The organism is Bradyrhizobium sp. STM 3557 (genome assembly GCF_045571465.1).
Lineage (GTDB): Bacteria > Pseudomonadota > Alphaproteobacteria > Rhizobiales > Xanthobacteraceae > Bradyrhizobium.
Genome location: NZ_CP120697.1, coordinates 1,710,556 through 1,730,192 on the forward strand (window position 1 = coordinate 1,710,556; position 19,637 = coordinate 1,730,192).

Annotated in this window: 15 protein-coding genes and 1 pseudogene; 12 read left to right on the forward strand and 4 right to left on the reverse strand. The window is 62.3% G+C overall.

The window, feature by feature from the left end; translation table 11 throughout:
• Positions 1-42: 42 nt before the first annotated feature.
• Positions 43-777, reverse strand: a pseudogene (hutC, locus tag P6U24_RS07765) (histidine utilization repressor); the annotation flags it as partial.
• Positions 774-2,132 carry a formimidoylglutamate deiminase gene (locus tag P6U24_RS07770; protein WP_407158557.1) on the reverse strand — a complete coding sequence of 453 codons (1,359 nt, stop codon included), beginning with the start codon at positions 2,130-2,132 and terminating at the stop codon, positions 774-776. The pseudogene hutC and the gene P6U24_RS07770, both read right to left, overlap by 4 nt.
• Positions 2,133-2,213: 81 nt before the next feature.
• Between P6U24_RS07770 and hutI the strand changes: the two genes are divergently transcribed.
• From hutI to P6U24_RS07790, 4 genes are all read left to right on the forward strand, one after another.
• A complete protein-coding gene (hutI, locus tag P6U24_RS07775) occupies positions 2,214-3,428 on the forward strand; it encodes an imidazolonepropionase (RefSeq protein WP_407158558.1) in 1,215 nt (404 codons plus the stop codon).
• Complete coding sequence (gene hutH / locus P6U24_RS07780) at positions 3,425-4,984, forward strand: histidine ammonia-lyase (protein ID WP_407158559.1); 1,560 nt, start codon at positions 3,425-3,427, stop codon at positions 4,982-4,984. The genes hutI and hutH overlap by 4 nt, the downstream gene beginning before the upstream one ends.
• A gap of 12 nt (positions 4,985-4,996) precedes the next feature.
• Positions 4,997-6,667, forward strand: coding sequence for a urocanate hydratase (hutU, locus tag P6U24_RS07785; protein ID WP_407158560.1), 1,671 nt, complete (start codon positions 4,997-4,999; stop codon positions 6,665-6,667).
• 69 nt (positions 6,668-6,736) lie between these two features.
• The gene (locus tag P6U24_RS07790) at positions 6,737-8,020 is read left to right on the forward strand and encodes a cystathionine gamma-synthase family protein (RefSeq protein WP_407158561.1); all 1,284 of its coding nucleotides are present in this window, start codon (positions 6,737-6,739) and stop codon (positions 8,018-8,020) included.
• Positions 8,021-8,228: 208 nt separating this feature from the next.
• On the opposite strand, the gene P6U24_RS07795 is transcribed toward P6U24_RS07790, so the two are convergent.
• Positions 8,229-9,359 (reverse strand): Gfo/Idh/MocA family protein, encoded by a 1,131-nt coding sequence (locus P6U24_RS07795; RefSeq protein WP_407158562.1) that lies wholly within the window; start codon positions 9,357-9,359, stop codon positions 8,229-8,231.
• A 216-nt stretch (positions 9,360-9,575) separates the two neighbouring features.
• Here P6U24_RS07795 and iolD point away from each other — a divergent pair, with 216 nt between their 5' ends.
• The 4 genes from iolD (at position 9,576) to P6U24_RS07815 (ending at position 14,568) form a co-directional block, all read left to right on the forward strand.
• Positions 9,576-11,447, forward strand: a complete 1,872-nt coding sequence (gene iolD / locus P6U24_RS07800) for a 3D-(3,5/4)-trihydroxycyclohexane-1,2-dione acylhydrolase (decyclizing) (protein WP_407158563.1) — start codon at positions 9,576-9,578, stop codon at positions 11,445-11,447.
• Positions 11,448-11,453: 6 nt separating this feature from the next.
• Complete coding sequence (gene iolE / locus P6U24_RS07805) at positions 11,454-12,353, forward strand: myo-inosose-2 dehydratase (protein ID WP_407158564.1); 900 nt, start codon at positions 11,454-11,456, stop codon at positions 12,351-12,353.
• A 97-nt stretch (positions 12,354-12,450) separates the two neighbouring features.
• Positions 12,451-13,425, forward strand: a complete 975-nt coding sequence (locus tag P6U24_RS07810) for a Gfo/Idh/MocA family oxidoreductase (RefSeq protein ID WP_407158565.1) — start codon at positions 12,451-12,453, stop codon at positions 13,423-13,425.
• A 72-nt stretch (positions 13,426-13,497) separates the two neighbouring features.
• A complete protein-coding gene (locus P6U24_RS07815) occupies positions 13,498-14,568 on the forward strand; it encodes a Gfo/Idh/MocA family protein (protein WP_407158566.1) in 1,071 nt (356 codons plus the stop codon).
• 43 nt (positions 14,569-14,611) lie between these two features.
• On the opposite strand, the gene P6U24_RS07820 is transcribed toward P6U24_RS07815, so the two are convergent.
• Positions 14,612-15,484, reverse strand: a complete 873-nt coding sequence (locus tag P6U24_RS07820; RefSeq protein WP_407158567.1) for a MurR/RpiR family transcriptional regulator — start codon at positions 15,482-15,484, stop codon at positions 14,612-14,614.
• 136 nt (positions 15,485-15,620) lie between these two features.
• Here P6U24_RS07820 and iolG point away from each other — a divergent pair, with 136 nt between their 5' ends.
• The 4 genes from iolG to P6U24_RS07840 all read left to right on the forward strand — a co-directional run bounded on the left by iolG (position 15,621) and on the right by P6U24_RS07840 (position 19,598).
• Positions 15,621-16,628, forward strand: coding sequence for an inositol 2-dehydrogenase (iolG, locus tag P6U24_RS07825; protein WP_407158568.1), 1,008 nt, complete (start codon positions 15,621-15,623; stop codon positions 16,626-16,628).
• 82 nt (positions 16,629-16,710) lie between these two features.
• Complete coding sequence (locus P6U24_RS07830) at positions 16,711-17,520, forward strand: SDR family oxidoreductase (protein WP_407158569.1); 810 nt, start codon at positions 16,711-16,713, stop codon at positions 17,518-17,520.
• Between the two features lie 244 nt (positions 17,521-17,764).
• A complete protein-coding gene (locus P6U24_RS07835) occupies positions 17,765-18,505 on the forward strand; it encodes an ATP-binding cassette domain-containing protein (protein WP_407158570.1) in 741 nt (246 codons plus the stop codon).
• Positions 18,495-19,598, forward strand: a complete 1,104-nt coding sequence (locus P6U24_RS07840) for an ABC transporter permease (protein ID WP_407158571.1) — start codon at positions 18,495-18,497, stop codon at positions 19,596-19,598. Before P6U24_RS07835 ends, P6U24_RS07840 begins: the two co-directional genes overlap by 11 nt.
• The last annotated feature ends 39 nt before the right edge of the window (positions 19,599-19,637 follow it).

Genomic DNA, 19,637 nt, shown 5'->3' on the forward strand with positions numbered 1-19,637 from the left:
CACTTGCTGCATGAATTGTGCCGTACCCGCGTGCCCCTCTCGGCCGCCCTTGAAACGCGCAACCAGCCGGTGGGACTCGCCCGGATAGAGCAGGCGGACCGCGGTCACAGTCCGTGCGCTGCGCCAGGTGTGGCGGTCGACGACCAGGCAGGGCGCGCCGATCGCAATGTCGAGCGCAGCCGCGGTCGAAGCGTCGGCGACCACCGCGCTGATCGTGTGCTCGGCCTCCGTCCATGGGACATGGTGAAGCAGCCATGAGCCGGGCGGCTCGGTTGCGAAGTCGGCGCTGGCAGCTTCCGGTACCGTCTCGAGATCGATCAGCCGGTCTTCGACTGCGAACGGCACGTTGTCGGCGCTGTGACGGCAGGCGATCGCGATCACTTTACCGGCTTTTCTCAGCCCGAGACGCGCGCGATCCGATGCGTTTGCTGCGCGTCGCGCGCAGCGGACGAGCTGATAACCGTAGCTGCGGCCGAGCGCGGAGATCTCGGCACGAATGTCGACGATCTGAAGCACCGCCGACAGATGCTGGGGACGGCGCACGAATGTACCGGCCCGCCGCCGCCGTTCGATCAGATCGGCTTGCGCCAGTTCCGACAGCGCTTTGTTCACTGTCATGCGCGAGCAGCCGTAACGCGCCATCAGCTGATGCTCGAAGGGAATGCGATGACCCGGTGGCCATTCGCCGGTCAGGATACGGCGCTCGATCTCATGTCGGATCGTCTTGTAGATCGTCGGCTTGTCAGCCGACTTGTCGCGGGCGGTGGGGAGACTCATGCTACGAGCCTCCGAACCGTCGCATTGAAACGGTTGCGTGCACGCTCGCGCAGCCTGTGACGTCCACCCTCGACGATCTTGCTTCCGTTCGTCCAGACGCAATCGACGGCCGCTGCGCCGGCTGCGAAGATCCAACCGTCGAGAACCGCGTCGCCACGGCGCCCGGCCAGCGATGGATGCGTGGTATCAAGGGTGACAATGTCGGCGCGGGCGCCTTGCTCTATTCCGGCGCATTTCTGGGCCAGTGCCCGGTTGCCTCCCTCAAGCGCCGCATCGAACAACGCACGGCCGGTCGACGTGCTGGGGCCGCGCGACAGCACGTTGCGCTCGCGATGCTTCAGTCGCTGGCCATATTCGAGCTGACGGAGCTCATCAGCGACACCGATCAGGATGTTGGAATCCGTGCCAATGCCAAACCGCCCGCCAGCGTCACAGAATTCACGCGCCGGGAATATGCCATCACCGAGGCTCGCTTCGGTCAGGGGGCAAAGACCGGCCACCGCGCCGCTTATCGCAAGCGCGGCGGTCTCCGTTGCGGTCATGTGGGTGGCGTGGATGAGGCACCAGCGCTGGTCGACGGGTGCATGTTCGAGCAGCCACTCCACAGGTCGCCGGCCCGACCAGGCCACGCAATCCTCGACCTCCCTGATCTGTTCGGCAACGTGAATATGAACCGGTCCGCCTTGGGCGAGCGACACGATCGTAGCCAGCTCGTCCGGCGTCACGGCGCGCAGGCTGTGCGGCGCAATGCCGACATTGGCGTCGTGCAGAGTGGCTACCGCCTTGCGCGCGCCGGTCACGAGCTCACCAAACCGGTCGATCGACGAGATGAAGCGCCGTTGTCCGGCGTGCGGTGCCGCGCCGCCGAAGGAGCCGTGCGCATAAAAACTCGGCAGCAGCGTCAGCCCGATGCCTGTGATGTCAGCCGCCTCGGCAATCCGCGTCGCCATTTCGGCAGGGTTCGCATAGGGCGTGCCGTCGTGATCGTGATGGAGATAGTGGAATTCGCCGACGCGGGTGAAGCCGCGCTCGAGCATCTCGACATAGAGCAGGGTCGCGACGCTCTCGACGTCATCAGGCGTCATCGTCAGCGCGAAGCGATACATCAGCTCACGCCAGGTCCAGAACGTGTCGGCCGTGTTGCCGCGCATCTCGGCAAGCCCCGCCATGCCGCGCTGGAATGCATGGCTGTGCAAGCTCGCCAGTCCGGGAATCGCGAGCTGGTGGCGCTCGTCCGCGCTCTGCGGCGCGACGCCAATCGTGACGTTGGCGATGCTTCCATCGCTGACAACCACCTGCACGTCGTCGGCCCAGCCGGACGGCAAAAGCACGGATGCGAAATGCAGTCGGGTCATCTTCGAAGCCGGCTGGACAGAACATGGCCACGATTATATGTCTAGACATATAAGTCAAGGCTCTGGAGTCGGGGAGATCGCATGGCCAAGCGCGTCGATCGGATCTGGCACAACGCCCGGCTCGCCACCATGCGGGCCGATATGCCCGACCTCGGCGTGATCGAGAACGCCCTCGTCGCGGCGCGCGATGGTCGCATCGTCTTTGCCGGCGCGCGGTCGGACTTTCCGGCAGACGCGGATGCAGCCGAATGGATCGACTGCGCAGGGCGGTGGATCACGCCAGGGCTGGTCGATTGCCATACGCACCTGGTTTTCGGTGGAAACCGTGCCCATGAATTCGAGCTGCGGCTCAAAGGCGCGAGCTACGAAGAGATCGCACGCGCCGGCGGCGGCATCGTCTCCACCGTTGCGGCGACGCGACGTGCGAGCGAGGCAGAGCTTGTCGCCAACGCGCTGCCGAGATTGGATGCGTTGATTTGCGAGGGTGTGACGACGATCGAGATCAAGTCCGGTTACGGCCTCGATACGGCAACCGAGATGCGGCAGTTGTCGGCGGCCCGGAGCCTTGGCCGCGCCAGGCCGGTCGCGGTCCGCACGTCATTCCTGGGGGCGCACGCGCTGCCGCCGGAAGCCGAAGGCGACAAGGATAGCTATATCGATCTTGTTTGCCGCGAGATGCTGCCGGCCGTCGCGCGGGCTGGGCTTGCCGACGCCGTCGATGCCTTCATGGAAGGCATCGCGTTTTCGCGCGAGCAGACGGCACGCGTGTTTGCAGCGGCGCGCACGCTCGGACTGCCGGTCAAGCTTCACGCTGACCAGTTGTCGAACCTTGGCGGCGCGATGCTCGCCGCGGAATTCTCCGCGCTCTCCGCCGATCATCTCGAGCACACCGACGCTGCCGGCGTTGCTGCGATGGCAAAGGCGGGCACCGTCGCGGTGCTGTTGCCTGGCGCCTTTTACTTCATCCGGGAAACGCAGAAGCCTCCTGTTGAGTTGTTCCGCGACCAGGGCGTCAGCATGGCGCTGGCAACAGACTGCAATCCCGGCAGCTCACCGCTGACCTCTCTCCTTCTCACCATGAACATGGGCGCGACGTTGTTCCGGATGACAGTGGCCGAATGTCTCGTTGGCGTCACTCGGGAAGGGGCGCGTGCGCTAGGGATGCTGCCTGAGCTCGGCACCCTCGAAGCCGGCAAATGGTGCGATCTTGCGATCTGGGACATCGAGCGCCCCGCCGAACTCGTCTACAGGATCGGCTTCAACCCGTTGCACAGCCGGGTCTGGAGGGGCCAATGAGCGAGCCGCACGCTCCGATTGTCGTTACGCCCGGCAAGGTGACGCTCGACGATCTCGCACAGGTGCTCGCAGGCCGTCCCGTCGCGCTCGATGCTTCCTTCTGGCCGCGCGTCGATGCGGCATCGCATGTTGTCGCGAAAGCGGCTCGTGCCGATGTTCCTGTCTACGGCATCAATACCGGATTCGGAAAGCTGGCCTCGACGCGCATTGCCGCCCACCAGACTGCCACTCTTCAGCGCAACCTGATCTTATCGCACTGCTGCGGAGTCGGCCCGCCGACACCGGAGCCGATCGTCCGACTGATGATGGCGCTGAAGATCGCCTCGCTCGGGTGCGGCGCTTCGGGCGTGCGGCGCGAGGTCATCGAGCAGCTGCAGGCCATGCTGGCACACAATGTTTCGCCGCTCGTGCCGCAGCAGGGCTCAGTCGGAGCGTCCGGCGATCTGGCCCCGCTTGCGCACATGACCGCAGTGATGATCGGCGAGGGCCAAGTGGTCGTCGATGGCCTGATCGTGCCGGGCCGTGACGCGCTCGCGGCCAAAGGTCTTTGCCCACTGACCCTCGGACCGAAGGAAGGTCTTGCGCTCATCAACGGCACCCAGTTCTCGACCGCCTACGCGATCTCGGGCCTGCTGCGGGCGCATCGACTTGCCTGCGCGGCGCTGGTGACAGGGGCCCTGTCGGTCGATGCAGCCATGGGGTCGACGGCGCCATTCCGGCCCGAAATCCATGCCCTGCGCGGACATGCCGGACAAATTGCCGCCGGGGCGGCGCTGACGATGTTGTTGGAAGGGAGCGACATCCGGCAATCGCATCTGGAGGGAGACGAGCGCGTGCAGGATCCTTATTGCCTGCGATGCCAGCCGCAGGTGATGGGGGCGGCCCTCGATCTCCTCGTGCAGGCCGCGCGTACGTTAAGCCTCGAGGCCAATGCCGTCACCGACAATCCGCTCGTCCTGGTGGACACTGGCGAGATCGTCTCGGGTGGCAATTTTCATGCGGAGCCGGTGGCGTTTGCCGCGGACCAGATTGCGCTTGCTTTGTCGGAAATCGGTGCGATCAGCGAGCGTCGCATCGCGACGCTGGTCGATCCGGCGCTGAATTTCGGCCTGCCTCCGTTTCTCACGGCCGATCCTGGCCTCAACTCCGGTTTCATGATCGCCGAGGTAACGGCGGCGGCGCTCTTTGCCGAGAACAAGCAGCGCGCACTCCCGTGTTCGATCGATTCCACGCCGACCAGCGCCAACCAGGAAGATCACGTCTCGATGGCTGCGCATGCGGCGCGCCGGCTGTCCGACATGGCCGATAATCTCGCTGCAATTCTCGGCATCGAGCTTCTGGTCGCATCGCAGGGCATCGATCTGCGTCTGCCGCATTTGACGAGCCGGCCGCTCGCCGCCGTCATTGCAGCTTTGCGCGAGCAGGTGCCGACGCTCGGCGCCGATCGGTACATGGCCGACGACCTCGCGAAAGCAAAGGCGCTGGTGGAAGCCGGCATGCTGTCCTCGGTTGCGACGTCGGTGCTCGCGCGGAATCCGTTTCCGACACTTGTCTGAAGGTCACGTTTCATGAATCGACGACTGGATAATGAACGCACGATCCGGGCCCCTCACGGCTCCGACATCTCTGCGAAGAGCTGGCTTACTGAAGCGCCGCTCAGAATGCTGATGAACAATCTCGATCCCGATGTCGCCGAACGGCCCAGTGAACTGGTCGTCTATGGCGGCATCGGTCGTGCCGCGCGTGATTGGGACAGTTTTGACCGGATCGTGGCTTCGCTGCGCAAGCTCGAGGGCGATCAGACGCTGCTCGTTCAATCGGGCAAGCCGGTTGGAATCTTTCGCACTCATGCAGACGCGCCGCGCGTCCTGATCGCGAACTCGAACCTCGTGCCGCATTGGGCGACGCTCGATCACTTCAACGAGCTCGATCGCCAGGGCCTGATGATGTTCGGCCAGATGACGGCGGGATCCTGGATCTATATCGGCAGCCAGGGCATTGTGCAGGGCACTTACGAAACGTTCGTCGAGGTCGGCCGTCGTCACTATGGCGGCAGGCTTGCCGGCAGATGGATCCTCACGGCAGGCCTGGGCGGTATGGGCGGCGCACAGCCGCTGGCTGCGACCATGGCGGGCGCCTCGCTTCTTGCGATCGAATGCCAGCCGAGCCGCATCGAGATGCGGCTGCGCACGGGTTATCTCGACCGTCAGGCGAGCACGCTTGACGAAGCGCTTGCGATGATTACCGAGAGCGTAGAGCGTAAAACGCCGGTCTCGGTCGGCTTGCTTGGCAACGCGGCCGAGATCTTTCCCGAGCTTATTCGTCGGGGCGTGCGGCCCGACATCGTCACCGATCAGACCAGCGCACACGATCCGATCAATGGCTATCTACCGAAAGGCTGGACGCTTGCCGAGTGGGAGACGAAACGAGCCGCCGATCCGAAAGCTGTCGAGTTTGCGGCCAAGACGTCGATGGTCGATCACGTGCAGGCGATGCTCGATTTTCACGCCAGGGGTGTGCCGACGCTCGACTACGGCAACAACATTCGCCAGATGGCGAAGGACATGGGGCTTAAGAACGCCTTCGATTTTCCCGGGTTTGTTCCGGCCTATATTCGTCCCCTTTTCTGCCGGGGTGTTGGACCGTTCCGGTGGGCGGCGCTCTCGGGCGATCCCGAGGACATCTTCCGCACCGACGCCAGGGTGAAGGAACTGATGCCGCACGACAGGCATCTTCATAATTGGCTCGACATGGCGAAAGCACGGATCAAGTTCCAGGGACTGCCGGCGCGCATCTGCTGGGTCGGCCTTGGCGATCGCCACCGGCTGGGCCTCGCCTTCAACGACATGGTGGTGCGCGGCGAGGTGAAGGCGCCGATCGTGATCGGGCGCGACCACCTCGACAGCGGCTCGGTCGCGAGCCCGAACCGCGAAACCGAAGCGATGCGCGATGGTTCGGACGCCGTATCCGATTGGCCGCTGCTCAATGCGCTGCTCAATTGCGCCAGCGGCGCCACCTGGGTGTCGCTGCACCATGGCGGCGGGGTCGGCATCGGTTATTCCCAGCATGCCGGAATGGTGATTGTGGCGGACGGAACGCGAGAGGCCGCACGCCGCCTCGAACGCGTATTGTGGAATGATCCCGCGAGCGGTGTGATGCGTCACGCTGACGCCGGCTACGAAAGCGCCGTTGAATGCGCACGCGCCAACGGGCTCGATCTGCCCAGTCTGGCGTTATAGTCGCGGGAGAGTCTTTATCGACATTGTTGCGGTTCGGATTGGTGCTCCCTCAAAACAGCGAGACTGGCCATGGCGAAACCATTCCCATCGAAGACCCGCATCGGAAATCACACGCTGCATCCCGAAACTCTGATGCTGAACTATGGCTATGATCCGCAACTGTCGGAAGGCGCGGTCAAACCACCAGTGTTCCTGACATCGACCTTTGTCTTCAGGACTGCCGAAGACGGCAAGGACTTTTTCGACTTTGTCTCCGGCCGCCGCGAGCCGCCGGAAGGAATGGGAGCCGGCCTTGTCTACTCGCGGTTCAATCATCCCAACAGCGAGATCGTCGAGGACAGGCTTGCGATGTACGAGCGCGCGGAAAGCTGCGTGTTGTTCTCGTCCGGCATGGCGGCGATTTCGACCACGATCCTCGCCTTTGTCCGGCCTGGCGACGTCATTCTACACTCGCAGCCGCTTTATGGCGGAACGGAGACGCTGCTGGCGAAGACAATGGCGGGTCTCTCGATCGGTGCGGTCGGCTTTGCGGACGGACTTGATGAAGCCGCCGTCCGGCAGGCGGGAGACGATGCGATGAACCAGGGGCGGGTGGCGATGATCCTCGTTGAAACTCCCGCCAATCCCACAAACGGGCTGGTCGATATTGCGATGATCCGCCGCGCCGCCGAGGTGATTGGCCGGAGGCAGAACTACACGCCGATCGTCGCGTGCGACAACACTTTGCTCGGGCCGGTGTTTCAGCGGCCGATTGAACATGGCGCCGATCTCTCGTTGTACTCGCTGACAAAATATGTCGGCGGGCACTCGGACCTGATCGCGGGCGCTGCCCTTGGTTCAAAGGCGCTCATGAAGGAGGTCAAGGCGCTGCGAAGCGCCATTGGCACTCAGCTCGATCCGCATTCCTGCTGGATGCTCGGCCGGTCGCTGGAAACACTGAGTCTGCGCATGGAGAAAGCCGATGCAAACGCGCGGCTCGTTGCAGACTATTTGCGTGATCATCCCAAAGTGGCAAAGGTCCATTACCTTGGTCACCATGCGGAGCAATCCCCAGCCGGACGGCTGTTCGCGAAGCAATGCAGCGGTGCGGGTTCTACATTCTCGTTCGATATTGTGGGTGATCAGACGGCCGCAGAGAAATTCCTCAATGCGTTGCAGATCATCAAGCTGGCGGTGAGCCTGGGTGGCACCGAGTCGCTCGCCAGCCTTCCGGCAAGTATGACCCACTCGGGCGTTCCTGCCGACCTCCGGGAAAGAATAGGTGTCCTCGACACCACGATCCGACTGTCAATTGGAATCGAGCATCCATCCGATCTTATTGCGGACATCGCCCAAGCGCTGAGTGCGGCATGATAGGTTCTGCGAGCTGGGGCGAACCAGTCGCCGCTCCCGATCGGGCCGGCTCGTCGTCGTTCGCTAAAGCGTCGAAAAGGCGCGTCGAACGGGCATAACGAAACATTCTAGATCATGATGCGATTAGAAGGAATCGCATCATGATCTGATCTCTTTGATTGAGCATGATCTTTTCGGAAAACCGGTTTCCACTTTTCCGGATCATGCTCTAAGGAACGTCCATCCAGGTTCCAGCGCGACTTGAGACGTGAATCGTCTCGACCAGCGTTTGGATGCGAAGGCCAGCGCGGAAACTGAAGGGCTCCGGCCGACGTCCAGCGATGGCGTCCAGATACGCCGCGGCTTCGATCGCCTTCAGGTCATTGAAGCCAAGCTGGTGACCAGGCGCAACGCAGAATAGGCCGTATGGCCAATGGTCCGGGCCTGCCTCGATCCGGCGGAATCCCTGACGGCCAGGGCGATCGTCGGTCGAGAAGAAATGCAGTTCGTTGAATCGCTCCTGACTGAAGGCCAGGGCGCCTTTGCTTCCATAGACCTCGAAATCGTGTTGCATCTTCCGCCCTGTCGCAATCCAATTTCCTTCGATCGAGCCGGAGGCGCCGTTGGCGAAACGGAGAAAAGCGCGGCCGACATCGTCGACTTCGACGCGCCTGCGTCCGCCTTTGCCGTCGGGGCGTTCCTTGATCATCGTGATGCAATCGCCCATCACTCGGGTGATCGGTCCGGCGGCGGGACGGAGCAGGAATTCGGCCGTGGCCAAGGCATGGCTGCCAATGTCGGCCAGTGCGCCGCCGCCCGCCGGATCGTGTCGAAAGGTGAAAGGCCCGGCGCTGTCCGCCATGTAGTCTTCAGCATGGAGGCCGCGATAGCCGCGGATCTCGCCGAGTTCTCCGGCTGCGATCATGTCGCGCGCGAAGCCCAGCATCGGGTTGCAGAGATAGTTGAAACCGACCTGCGTCTTGACTCCGGCCCTTTCGGCGGCCTCCGCCATCTCGCGGGCGTCGGTCGCAAGGGGCGCCAGCGGCTTCTCGCAATAGACATGTTTGCCCGTCGCAATTGCAGCCAGGGCCATTTCCTTGTGGAGCGCGTTGGGCGTGGTGATGTTGACGGCGTCGATGTCGGGACTCGCCGTAAGCGAGCGCCAGTCTGAGGTTGAGCGCGCGAATCCGAGGGCGGAGGCGGCTTTCGCCGCCGCCTCATCGCTGATATCGGCGATCGTATGTAGTTCCAGCTCGAAAGGGAGGTCAAAGACGCGCGTCGCGATGGAGTAACCGAAAACGTGAGCCTTCCCCATGAATCCGCTGCCGATCAGGCCGACGCGAAGCTTCCGTTTGGTCATGTCGGAATCCTTTTACGATGAGGCCGCCATTGAAGTGACCGGCGAGAAAATCGAGCACATTCTCACGAGGAGACTTGTCCACCATCGCTGCAGCGCTGGGCCTGGAATTTTGCCGAGCCGTCGCGCCCGTTCGCAATAATTGTTGCGGATAAAGTATGTTGTCAATATTCAATGCACGAGGTTATGTTTGCTCACAACCGTCAGGGAGGAGATCACATGACCGAAGCCACAGTCCGGCTCACCACGGCGCAGGCCTTGGTGAGATGGCTCATTCAACAATTCACCGAAATCGACAGTGTTCGCGTGCCGCTGTTCGCCGGCGTCTTCGGCATTTTTGGACACGGCAACGTGACCTGCCTGTCCGAGGCTTTGGAGCCTGTGCAGGATCGTCTGCCGACCTGGCGCGGACAGAACGAGCAGTCGATGGCTTTGGCGGCTGTTGGTTTCGCCAAAGCCAAGCTCCGGCGGCAAATCATGATAGCAACGTCGTCGATCGGTCCTGGGGCTCTGAACATGGTGACGGCGGCGGGGACGGCCCATGCAAACCGCCTGCCGGTTCTTCTCTTGGCCGGCGATACGTTCACCAACCGGCTGCCGGATCCGGTTCTCCAGCAGGTCGAGCATTTTGGCGACCCGACCGTCACTGTGAACGACGCGTTCAAGGCAGTCACACGCTACTGGGATCGCATCACCCATCCGGCGCAGATCATGTCTTCGCTCCCGCAAGCCGTGGCGGCGATGCTCGATCCGGCCGATTGCGGCCCGGCCTTCCTCGCGCTGCCACAGGACACCCAGGAGGTGGCCTTCGACTACCCCGAGGTCTTCTTCGAGGCTCGAACCTGGACCATCCCGCGTCCGCGTCCGGACCGTCGCAGGCTCGCGGAAGCAGCCGCGCTGCTCAAGATCGCGAAGAAGCCGATCCTCATTTCCGGCGGCGGCGTGCGCTACTCGCTGGCAGGAGATGTCGTCGCGGAGTTTGCGCTCAAGCACGGAATTCCGATTCTGGAGACGGTCGCCGGCAAGGGCGCGGTGACCCACTATCATCCAGCACATGCGGGACCGATCGGAATTATCGGCTCGACCTCGGCGAACGCGCTCGCTGCCGAAGCGGACGTGATTCTTGCGGTGGGGACACGCCTGCAGGATTTCACCACGGGCTCATGGACCGCTTTCAGCCCAGACGCGCGCTTCATCTCGATCAATGCGGCCAGATTTGACGCAGTGAAGCATCGCGCGTTGGCGGTGGTCGGCGACGCGCGGGAGACGGTTGCAGAGCTCGACGCCGAGCTCGGCGCGTGGTGCGTCGATCCTGCCCACATGGCGCGTGCGCAGACGCTCTTCAGGGAATGGGATGCCTTGCTGGAGTCATTGCAAGCTCCGAATAACGCACCAATGCCCACCTACGCACAGGTGGTCCAGGCGGTAAACGCCTCCGCAGGCGAGCGAGACACTCTGATCTCGGCCGCCGGCGGCCTGCCTGGCGAGGTCGCAAAGGGCTGGCGCGTCAAGGCACCGAACACCTTTGATCTCGAGTTCGGCTTTTCCTGCATGGGCTACGAGATCGCGGCTGGCTGGGGTCACGCGATGGCCAATTCTGGTCCCGGCGGGCTGGGTGGCACGCCGATCGTGATGGTTGGTGACGGCACCTATTTGATGATGAACTCGGACATCTACTCGGCGGTTCTGAGCGGTCACAAGATGATCGTCGTGGTCTGTGACAATGGCGGCTTCGCAGTGATCAACCGGTTGCAACAAGCCAAAGGCGTGCCTGGCTTCAACAATTTGTTGACCGATTGTCGCGTTCAGAATCGCGACAATCCTCTGCACGTCGACTTTGCCAAGCACGCCGAATCCATGGGGGCGGCTGCACGGCGTTGCGAGAGCCTCGCCGACCTTGTTGCGGCGCTCGAATGGGCTAAGGGCAACGACCGCACCACCGTGCTTTCGATCGCCTCGGACGCGTATTCGTGGGTTCCTGGCGATGCCGACTGGGACGTCGGCGTACCCGAAGTCTCCTCGCGCGAGACGGTTCGAAGCGCGCGCGAGCAGCAGGACGACATCCGCGCGAAGCAGCGCATCGGAGTGTGATGACCCATGAAAGCGAAACTTGGAATTGCCCCCATCGCCTGGTGGAACGACGATCTTGCCGAACTGTCCGATGACGTGAGTCTGGAGGAGTGTTTGCGCCAAGCGAGCGTCGCCGGTTTCACGGGGATGGAAACTGGACGGCGCTTCCCGATGAACATGGAGGAGCTCGGGCCGTTGCTTGCCCGATTTGGCATTTCCGTTTGCGGCGGCTGGTTCTCCGGCCTGCTGCTCGATGGCGACCTCGAGCGTGAGAAAGACCGCATTCGCGCCCAGATGGACTTCTTCATTGCGGCGAAGGCGCCCTGTGTCGTCTACGGCGAAACCGCGCGTTCGATCCAAGGTATTCGCTCTGCGCCGCTCGATACCAAGCCCAGGCTTTCGGAGGAGGAGATCAGGGTCTATGGACGCAAAATGACGATCTTCGCGGAGTGGTGTGCCGGGCAGGGAATGCCGATCGCCTACCATCACCACATGGCCGCGGCGATCGAGACCGAGGCTGAACTCGGCCTGCTCATGGCGAATTCGGGTGAGGCGCTAAGGCTGTTGTTCGATGCCGGCCACATGGCTTTTGCCGGCGGCGACGTCTTGCGGGTCATCGACAAACATCATTCCCGCATCAGCCATGTGCATACCAAGGACGTCCGCAACGATGTCATCGACAAGCTCGACCGGAAACGGGAGAGCTTTCTTGATGCGGTGGTGAAAGGAGCGTTCACAGTGCCGGGCGACGGCTCGCTCGACTTTGCCGCGATCATCGCCCGCCTCGCGTCCTACGGCTATGAGGGATGGTTTGTCGTCGAAGCGGAGCAGGATCCAAGGGTCAGTCCGCCGCTCGATATGGCCAAGAAAGGCCATGCAGAGCTGATGCGCTTGATGGCGCAGGCCGGATACGAGGTCGTGCGATGAGCCGTGCGGATCGGGCGTCGGCGTTCTGGGGTGAGAGCTCAGGTGTCGCCCTATCGCGGCGGGGACATTTCGTTGCAAGGTTGGGAGTGGAGGTGGCATGAGCGTCGGGATAGGCATCGTCGGGACAGGCGTCATGGGCGCCGAGCACGCCCGGATACTCCGACATCAGACTCCTGGTGCTCATCTAGCGGGGATCTTTGATGCCGACGCGGCTCGGGCGCAGGCAGTTGCTGCCGGAGCGACCGTCTTTTCTGATCCTCATGCGCTGATCGCGTCGGATCGGATCGACGCGATCGTGATTGCATCTCCTGATGCAACACATGCTTCGCTGGCACGCGCCTGCATCGCGGCAGGAAAGCCCGTTCTCTGTGAAAAGCCCCTGGCGTCCTCAGCGGCGGATGCCCTGGAGGTGGTGCAGGCGGAGGTCGCTTTGGGCCGCAGGCTGATCCAGGTCGGCTACATGCGCCGGTTTGATCCGGGCTATCGGGAGATCAAGCGCGTCAAGGATGCTGGCGGCTTGGGCGAACCGATGTTGCTGCATAACGTGCACCGAAACGTGCGCGCGCCGGACTGGTTCACCGGCCCGATGGCTGTCACGAATTCGTTCGTCCATGAGATCGATATCAGCCGTTGGCTTCTCGGATCGGAGATGGTTTCCGCGCATGTGGAGGCGGGACCCGGCGGCGAGCCCATCATGATCACGATGAAAACGGACAAAGAGGAGATCGTCTCGACCGAGGTGTTCGTGAACGCCGGTTACGGCTACCATGTTCATGTCGAACTGGTCGGTCGGCAAGGCACGGTATCGCTGGCTCCGGCATCGCTGATCTTGTTGCACAGGGACAGAGCTGGTGGTCATTCCTATCCAGACAATTGGGTGCCAAGGTTCGAAGAGGCGTATCGCAGGCAGATGGCCGAGTGGGTCAGCGCGATGAAAACCGGGTCGTCTGTCGGCGCGAGCGCGTGGGACGGTTATCTGGCCTCCGCCATCGCAGAGCAAGTCGCCGAGGCGCTTGCCGGAAATGGCGTGACGTCGCTGAAATATGGAGCACGTCCCTCGCTGTATGACTGACGGCGCAAGCGACCGAGGCCGGACGGAGTCGCCCAGCTTGCGTGATCCATTGCAAGTCCCGGGAGAGGAAAGATGATCAAGTATGCGGTTGTCGGTGCGGGCTGGATCTCGCAACAGGCCTTCTTGCCAGGAGCCGGACAGTCCACAAACTCGCAGGTGACCGCGATCGTGACGGGCGATCCGAGCAAGGCCAAGAGGCTGGCGGATTTCTATGGTGTCGGCCAGATCGTCGGCTATGAGGGATACGATGCTTTTTTGAGGGACTCCGATGTCGATGCGGTGTATATCGCCCTGCCCAATCACCTGCACGCGGACTACGCCATTCGGGCAGCTCGCGCCGGCAAGCACATCCTTGTCGAGAAGCCGATTGCCACCAATGAACCAGATGCCCTCGCCATGATCGCCGCTGCGCGCGAAGCCGGCGTGTTTCTGATGACCGCGTACAGGCTCCACAACGAGCCCGGAACGGTGGCGGTCCTCGAACACATCCGCAATGGTGCGATCGGTCGGCCGCTCTTCTTTCAATCGGTCTTCAGCTTTCAGGCAGCGCAAGGCAATCACAGGCTGAAAGCTGCGAGCTGGGGCGGACCGCTCCAGGACATCGGCGTCTATTGCGTGAACGCGGCCCGTCACATCTTCGCAGAAGAGCCGATCGAGGCCATGGCGATGGTGCACCGCCCAAGCGACGACCCGCGCTTTCGCGAGGTGGAAGCGTCGGTCGCAGCCTTGCTGCGTTTCCCGTCAGGCGGTTTGGCGCAATTCGTCGCCAGCTTCGGGGCGGCAGATGTCGACAATTATCGGGTTGTCGGAACGGCTGGCGATCTCGAACTCGATCCAGGCTTCCGCTTCGAGACCGCGACAAGACTGCGTCTGCGCCGCGACGGCGAGATCCGCGAAACGCAGTTTCCGCAAATCGACCATTTCGGCGCACAGGTGGAATACTTTTCGAATTGCATCGAAGCCGGAGCGCCGCCCGAGGCTGATGGCGAGGAGGGCCTCGCGGACTTGCGTGCGCTCATCGCCATCGAAGCGGCCGCCCTGACCGAACAACCGCAAGCCATCACCTCCCACCCGCGCGCCCGCCATCCAACACCCGACATGGTGCGACTGATCTCTCCGACCGATCGACGACTGGTCCTCTGAGGAGGTGGCCTGACTCTGCGCGCATCGCTGGCCCGAAATTTGTCTACTGACCAGTCACGGTCGGAATCCGCGGATTGACATCGTTTTTCTGGAGCCTCGCCGCCAGCGCGACTGTCAGAGCCTGGGCAAGGCACATCGGCGCGGCGAGTGAGCGCGAAAACGTGTATTCATGCTCCGGAACGGCGAACAGCACGCGGGCGCTCTTCGCCAGCGGCGAAAGCGTGCTGTCCGATATCGCAATGATGGGAATCCCGTTGCGAGCAGCTTCCTCGACAACGTTGACGACCTCGTTTGCGTAGAAGCGGAACGACACGGCCAGCAGCACGTCCTTCTTGCGGATCGTGCGCGCGATGTGTGTCGCAAGCCCGCCGCCGGCGTCAAGCAACACGCAGCGTTTGCCCAGCATGGTCAAGATGTAGCGAAGGAATTCAACGACGGGTGCCGAACGCAGTTGCCCGATCAGAAAAACGGAATCGGCCTTTTCAAGGAGAGTGACCGCTTCAGCGAGAGCTTTCGGTGAAGTGTCGGCGAGCATGTCCTGCAGTGAGGCGATGTCACGAACGACCAGGTCGCGCAGGAATCCAACCTCGCTGCGATCGGCGCGGGCGCCCAACTCGATTTCCAGTGCTTTGATGCGCGCCTCGAACCCCGGGGCGGCGGTCGACAGCCGCCGTTGAAACAACGCCTGAAGCTCCTTGAAACCTTCGTAGCCAAGCGATTGGGCGAAGCGCACGAAGCTCGATGCATGGATACCGCAGCGATCGGCGATGGCATTGACCGACAGGACTGCGACATCGTTTGGATTCTGGGTCAGATAAACCGCAATCTTTTGATAGGACTTGCTCATGTCATCATAGCGATCGTGGATGACACGGATCAATTCCTCATAATCTTCCGGTGTCTTCACGTCCTGCATTCAAGGTGCTCTCATCAATTGGTTTCGTCACGAGCGGACGTCCGCCCTAAAAGGCCATTGCAGAACAATTATTGACAATTTTGCATGTTTGCAATAAATCTTGCAACAAAATCAAGCATTGATCGACGGGAGGGAAATGTTGGCGATCAAATTCGCATTGCTCGGATGTGGCCGCATCGGCGTCATGCATGCCCGGAATCTCGCCGCGACGGATGGGGCCCGCCCGGAGACGGTATTCGATCCGAACACAATTGCTGCCGAGGCGGTCGCCAGAGCGATCGGCTGCAGGGTGGCTACCAGTGCGGAAGACGCGATCGAAAAGGCCGACGCGGTTCTGATTGCGACGTCGACCGCCACGCATGCCGATCTGATCGAACTCGCGGCCAAGGCCGGCAAGGCGATTTTGTGCGAGAAGCCGATTGATCTCAGCCTCGATCGGGTACGGGCATGCCGCAAGGCTATCGAAGGCTGTAACGTGCCAATTCAGATCGGATTCAATCGCCGCTTCGATCCCGGACACCGCGCCGCCCGCGAGGCCTGTGCCGCAGGCAAGATCGGCAAACTCGAGCAGGTCGTCGTCACGTCGCGGGATCCGGGGATGCCGCCGCGAGGTTACGTTGCGGTTTCGGGCGGGATCTTCCGCGACATGACGATCCACGATTTTGACGTCGCGCGTTTCATGCTGAACGACGAGCCGACCGAGGTGTTCGCGACCGGCAGCGCGCTGGTCGATCCCACCATCGGATCTGATTTTGGCGACTTCGATTCCATCATGGTGGTCATGCGCACTGCTGATGGAAAGCTGTGCCACATCAATAACTCTCGACGCGCAGCTTTCGGCTATGATCAGCGGATCGAGCTGTTCGGCAGCGAGGGGATGCTCATCTCCGACAACAAGAAGGCGCACGAGCTGAGATTTTACGGCTCAACCACCACTGATGCGGCCGAGCCCTACCTCAACTTCTTCATCGAGCGCTACGCCGAGGCTTATCGCGCCGAGATCGCTGCATTCATCACCGCCATTCGCGATGGCGGGCCGATCCAGGCGACTTTCGACGACGGCTATCGCGCCCTCGTGCTCGCTGAGGCTGCGGTCGAGTCCGCCAGGACCGGCAAGAAGGTCGAGGTCCGCGATTTCGCATGAGGTTGAACAGGACGTGCTTGGGCGCGTCGAGCAGCGGTGCGCAAGCTGAACAGCGCTCACGCCGGCCGTTGGAGAGCTCGATATGGCTTCGATGCATGGGAAGATCGCGATCGTCACGGGCGGCACGCAGGGACTTGGTGCGGCCATCGCCCAACTCTTTGCCGAGCGTGGTGCAAAGGGCATCGTCACGTGCGGTCGTGACGAGGCGAAGGGCCGCGCGAAAGCGGAGGCGATCGCTGCAGCCACAGGTGCGACAGTCGTCTTTGTGCGCGCCGACCTCGCGCAAGTCGAGGACTGCGCCAGAGTCGTCGCCGAGGCCGACCGGGCGTTCGGGCGCGTGGACGCCCTGGTGAACGCCGCGGGCGACACGAGCCGCGGCACGATCATCGATACGAGCCCCGAACTGTTCGACAGGATCTTCGCTGTCAATACGCGTGCTCCGTTCTTCCTGATGCAGGACACGATCAAGCTCATGCGCCGCGACAAGGTGCAGGGCACGATCGTCAACATCTCGTCGATGTCGGCCATGGGGGGCCAGTCTTTTATTTCGGCATATTGCGCATCGAAAGGTGCGCTCGACACGCTGACGCGAAACACGGCGCATGCGCTGCTGCGCAACCGTATCCGGGTGAATGGTCTCAATATTGGATGGATGGCCTCGGAAGGCGAATTCAACACGCAGCGGGTCCATCATGGCCGGACTGCGGACTGGCTCGAGGAAGCCGCCGCCCGGCAACCCTTCGGCCGGTTGCTCGATCCGATTGAGGTGGCGCGCGCCGTTGTGTTCTTGTCCTGTGATGAATCCGGAATGATGACCGGAGCCACGATCAACTTCGACCAAAGTATCTGGGGCGCCTACGATACGTCGCCGCAACCGGAAACGCCACTCTGAGCAAGCGCGGCGGCCGGCTCTCTTCGTGAACGCCGGCGCGGCATCGCACCAGGCAGCACGACCAAGCTTCCCGCGCGCCCGATTTCCACGCGTTCTGGCGACGGCCGCAATGAATGTGCGGGCAAGGCTATCCCCGGTTGCATGAAGTAGATGTTGCGAGATTTCCATTTGTGCAATATCAATTGCGTAGATCGAGGGGGTGAAGCGGCCGGATAGAGCTGCCACCGCACGATGGAGGGAACGCGTGGCTTTGCTTGACGTGCAAAGCATCTCGAAGAGCTTTGGTGCCATTCGGGCACTGCACGACGTGAGCTTTTCGGTCGATGCAGGCGAGGTGGTCGGGCTGATGGGCGACAACGGCGCCGGCAAATCGACCATGGTCAAACTGATTGCCGGAAATTTTCCGCCGAGCGAGGGTGCCATTGTCGTCGATGGCAAGACGTGCCATTTCCACAGGCCGATCGAGGCAAGGGCCGAGGGCATCGAGGTTGTCTACCAGGAGCTCGCGCTGGCCGATAACCTCACGGCTGCGGAGAACGTCTTTCTCGGGCGCGAACTCAAGAAAGGGTTCTGGCCGCTGCGCATCCTCGACAAGCAGTCGATGATCAGGCGCGCCGGCGAGCTCTTTGACGAGCTCAAATCGGAAACCCGCCCCCGCGACCTCGTGAAGAAGATGTCTGGGGGACAGCGGCAGGCGGTTGCGATTGCCCGGGCCCGGCTGTCCAACGCCAAGCTTGTGCTGATGGACGAGCCGACGGCGGCCATTTCGGTGCGGCAGGTGGCCGAGGTGCTCGAGCTCATCCGCCGGCTGAAGTCTCGCGGAGTGTCGGTGATGCTGATCAGCCATCGCATGCCTGACGTGTTCACCGTCTGCGATCGTATCATCGTGCTCCGGCGTGGCTCGAAGGTAGCCGACAAGGAAACGGCCAAGACCTCGCCGGAGCAGATCACCGGGCTGATTACGGGAGCAATCCGTGAAGCTTAGTGCCATTGGAGCGACTGAAGAGACGCACGCCGCAATCTCCGATATCGTCAACATCCGCGAGCAGAGCGCCTTCCATCGCGTGATGACCAGTCAGGCGTTCTGGGTGGCTGCTGCGCTCTTTGTTCTGGTGGTCTTCATGACGTGGCTGGAACCGACCTTCGGCACGGCCGACAACGTCACGAACATCACGCGCAACTTCGCTCCGCTTGCGATCATGAGCCTCGGCATGACCGTGGTCATCATCACGGGGGGGATCGATCTGTCCGTCGGCTCGGTGATGGGGCTCGTTGCCATTGTCACCGGCTTGATGCTGACCTGGCACCATTCATGGTACGTCGCCTTTGCAGCCGGGCTGTTGGCGGGACTGGCATGCGGAGCCTTCAACGGCTTCTTCGTTGCCTATATCGGCATGCCGTCCTTCGTCGTGACGCTGGGCATGCTGTCGATCGCGCGCTCGCTCGCGGTCGTGCTGTCCGGCAACCAGATGCTGTACCAGTTTGGCCCGGACGCGCCGATCGTCAGGGCCATCGGTCAGGCGAAATGGCCCCTGCATGCGCCAGCCGGCTGGGCGCCGCGCTGGATGCCGGAGTTCTCGTCCCATTTTTGGGTGATGGTGATACTTGCCCTCATTCTCGGTGCCATCTTCATCTTCACGGCCTGGGCGCGTCATCTCTATGCGATCGGCTCCAACGAGAACGCTGCGCGCCTGACCGGCGTGTCGGTCGATTGGATCAAGTTCCAGGCCTATGTGTTTTCGTCGTTCACGGCCTCGATCGCCTCGCTACTGCTCCTTGGCTACAGCGGCTCGGCTATCAACGCGATGGGGACCGGCTACGAACTTCGCGTGATCGCCGGCACCGTGATTGGCGGTGCCAACCTGATGGGCGGCTACGGAACCGCATTCGGTGCCGTGATCGGCTCGGCCTTTCTCGAGGTGATCCGTAACGCGCTCCTCATGGCCGGCATCGACTCGAACTGGCAGGGCGCCTTCGTCGGCATGTTCATCGTCATTGCCGTGCTGCTCGGCATGCAGACGAGCGGAACATCGCTTGTGGCCACGATCCGCGAGTGGATTGTCTGGAGGCGCGTTTAGGAGGCGACGAGAAAGGTTCGGAAAACTGGAATCAACAAC

What these genes read in the sequence shown, in the direction of transcription:
- P6U24_RS07770 (WP_407158557.1), bottom strand. Translation starts at nt 2,132, where the DNA reads ATGACCCGACTGCATTTCGCATCCGTGCTTTTGCCGTCCGGCTGGGCC.
- hutI (WP_407158558.1), top strand. Translation starts at nt 2,214, where the DNA reads ATGGCCAAGCGCGTCGATCGGATCTGGCACAACGCCCGGCTCGCCACC.
- hutH (WP_407158559.1), top strand. Translation starts at nt 3,425, where the DNA reads ATGAGCGAGCCGCACGCTCCGATTGTCGTTACGCCCGGCAAGGTGACG.
- hutU (WP_407158560.1), top strand. Translation starts at nt 4,997, where the DNA reads ATGAATCGACGACTGGATAATGAACGCACGATCCGGGCCCCTCACGGC.
- P6U24_RS07790 (WP_407158561.1), top strand. Translation starts at nt 6,737, where the DNA reads ATGGCGAAACCATTCCCATCGAAGACCCGCATCGGAAATCACACGCTG.
- P6U24_RS07795 (WP_407158562.1), bottom strand. Translation starts at nt 9,359, where the DNA reads ATGACCAAACGGAAGCTTCGCGTCGGCCTGATCGGCAGCGGATTCATG.
- iolD (WP_407158563.1), top strand. Translation starts at nt 9,576, where the DNA reads ATGACCGAAGCCACAGTCCGGCTCACCACGGCGCAGGCCTTGGTGAGA.
- iolE (WP_407158564.1), top strand. Translation starts at nt 11,454, where the DNA reads ATGAAAGCGAAACTTGGAATTGCCCCCATCGCCTGGTGGAACGACGAT.
- P6U24_RS07810 (WP_407158565.1), top strand. Translation starts at nt 12,451, where the DNA reads ATGAGCGTCGGGATAGGCATCGTCGGGACAGGCGTCATGGGCGCCGAG.
- P6U24_RS07815 (WP_407158566.1), top strand. Translation starts at nt 13,498, where the DNA reads ATGATCAAGTATGCGGTTGTCGGTGCGGGCTGGATCTCGCAACAGGCC.
- P6U24_RS07820 (WP_407158567.1), bottom strand. Translation starts at nt 15,484, where the DNA reads ATGCAGGACGTGAAGACACCGGAAGATTATGAGGAATTGATCCGTGTC.
- iolG (WP_407158568.1), top strand. Translation starts at nt 15,621, where the DNA reads ATGTTGGCGATCAAATTCGCATTGCTCGGATGTGGCCGCATCGGCGTC.
- P6U24_RS07830 (WP_407158569.1), top strand. Translation starts at nt 16,711, where the DNA reads ATGGCTTCGATGCATGGGAAGATCGCGATCGTCACGGGCGGCACGCAG.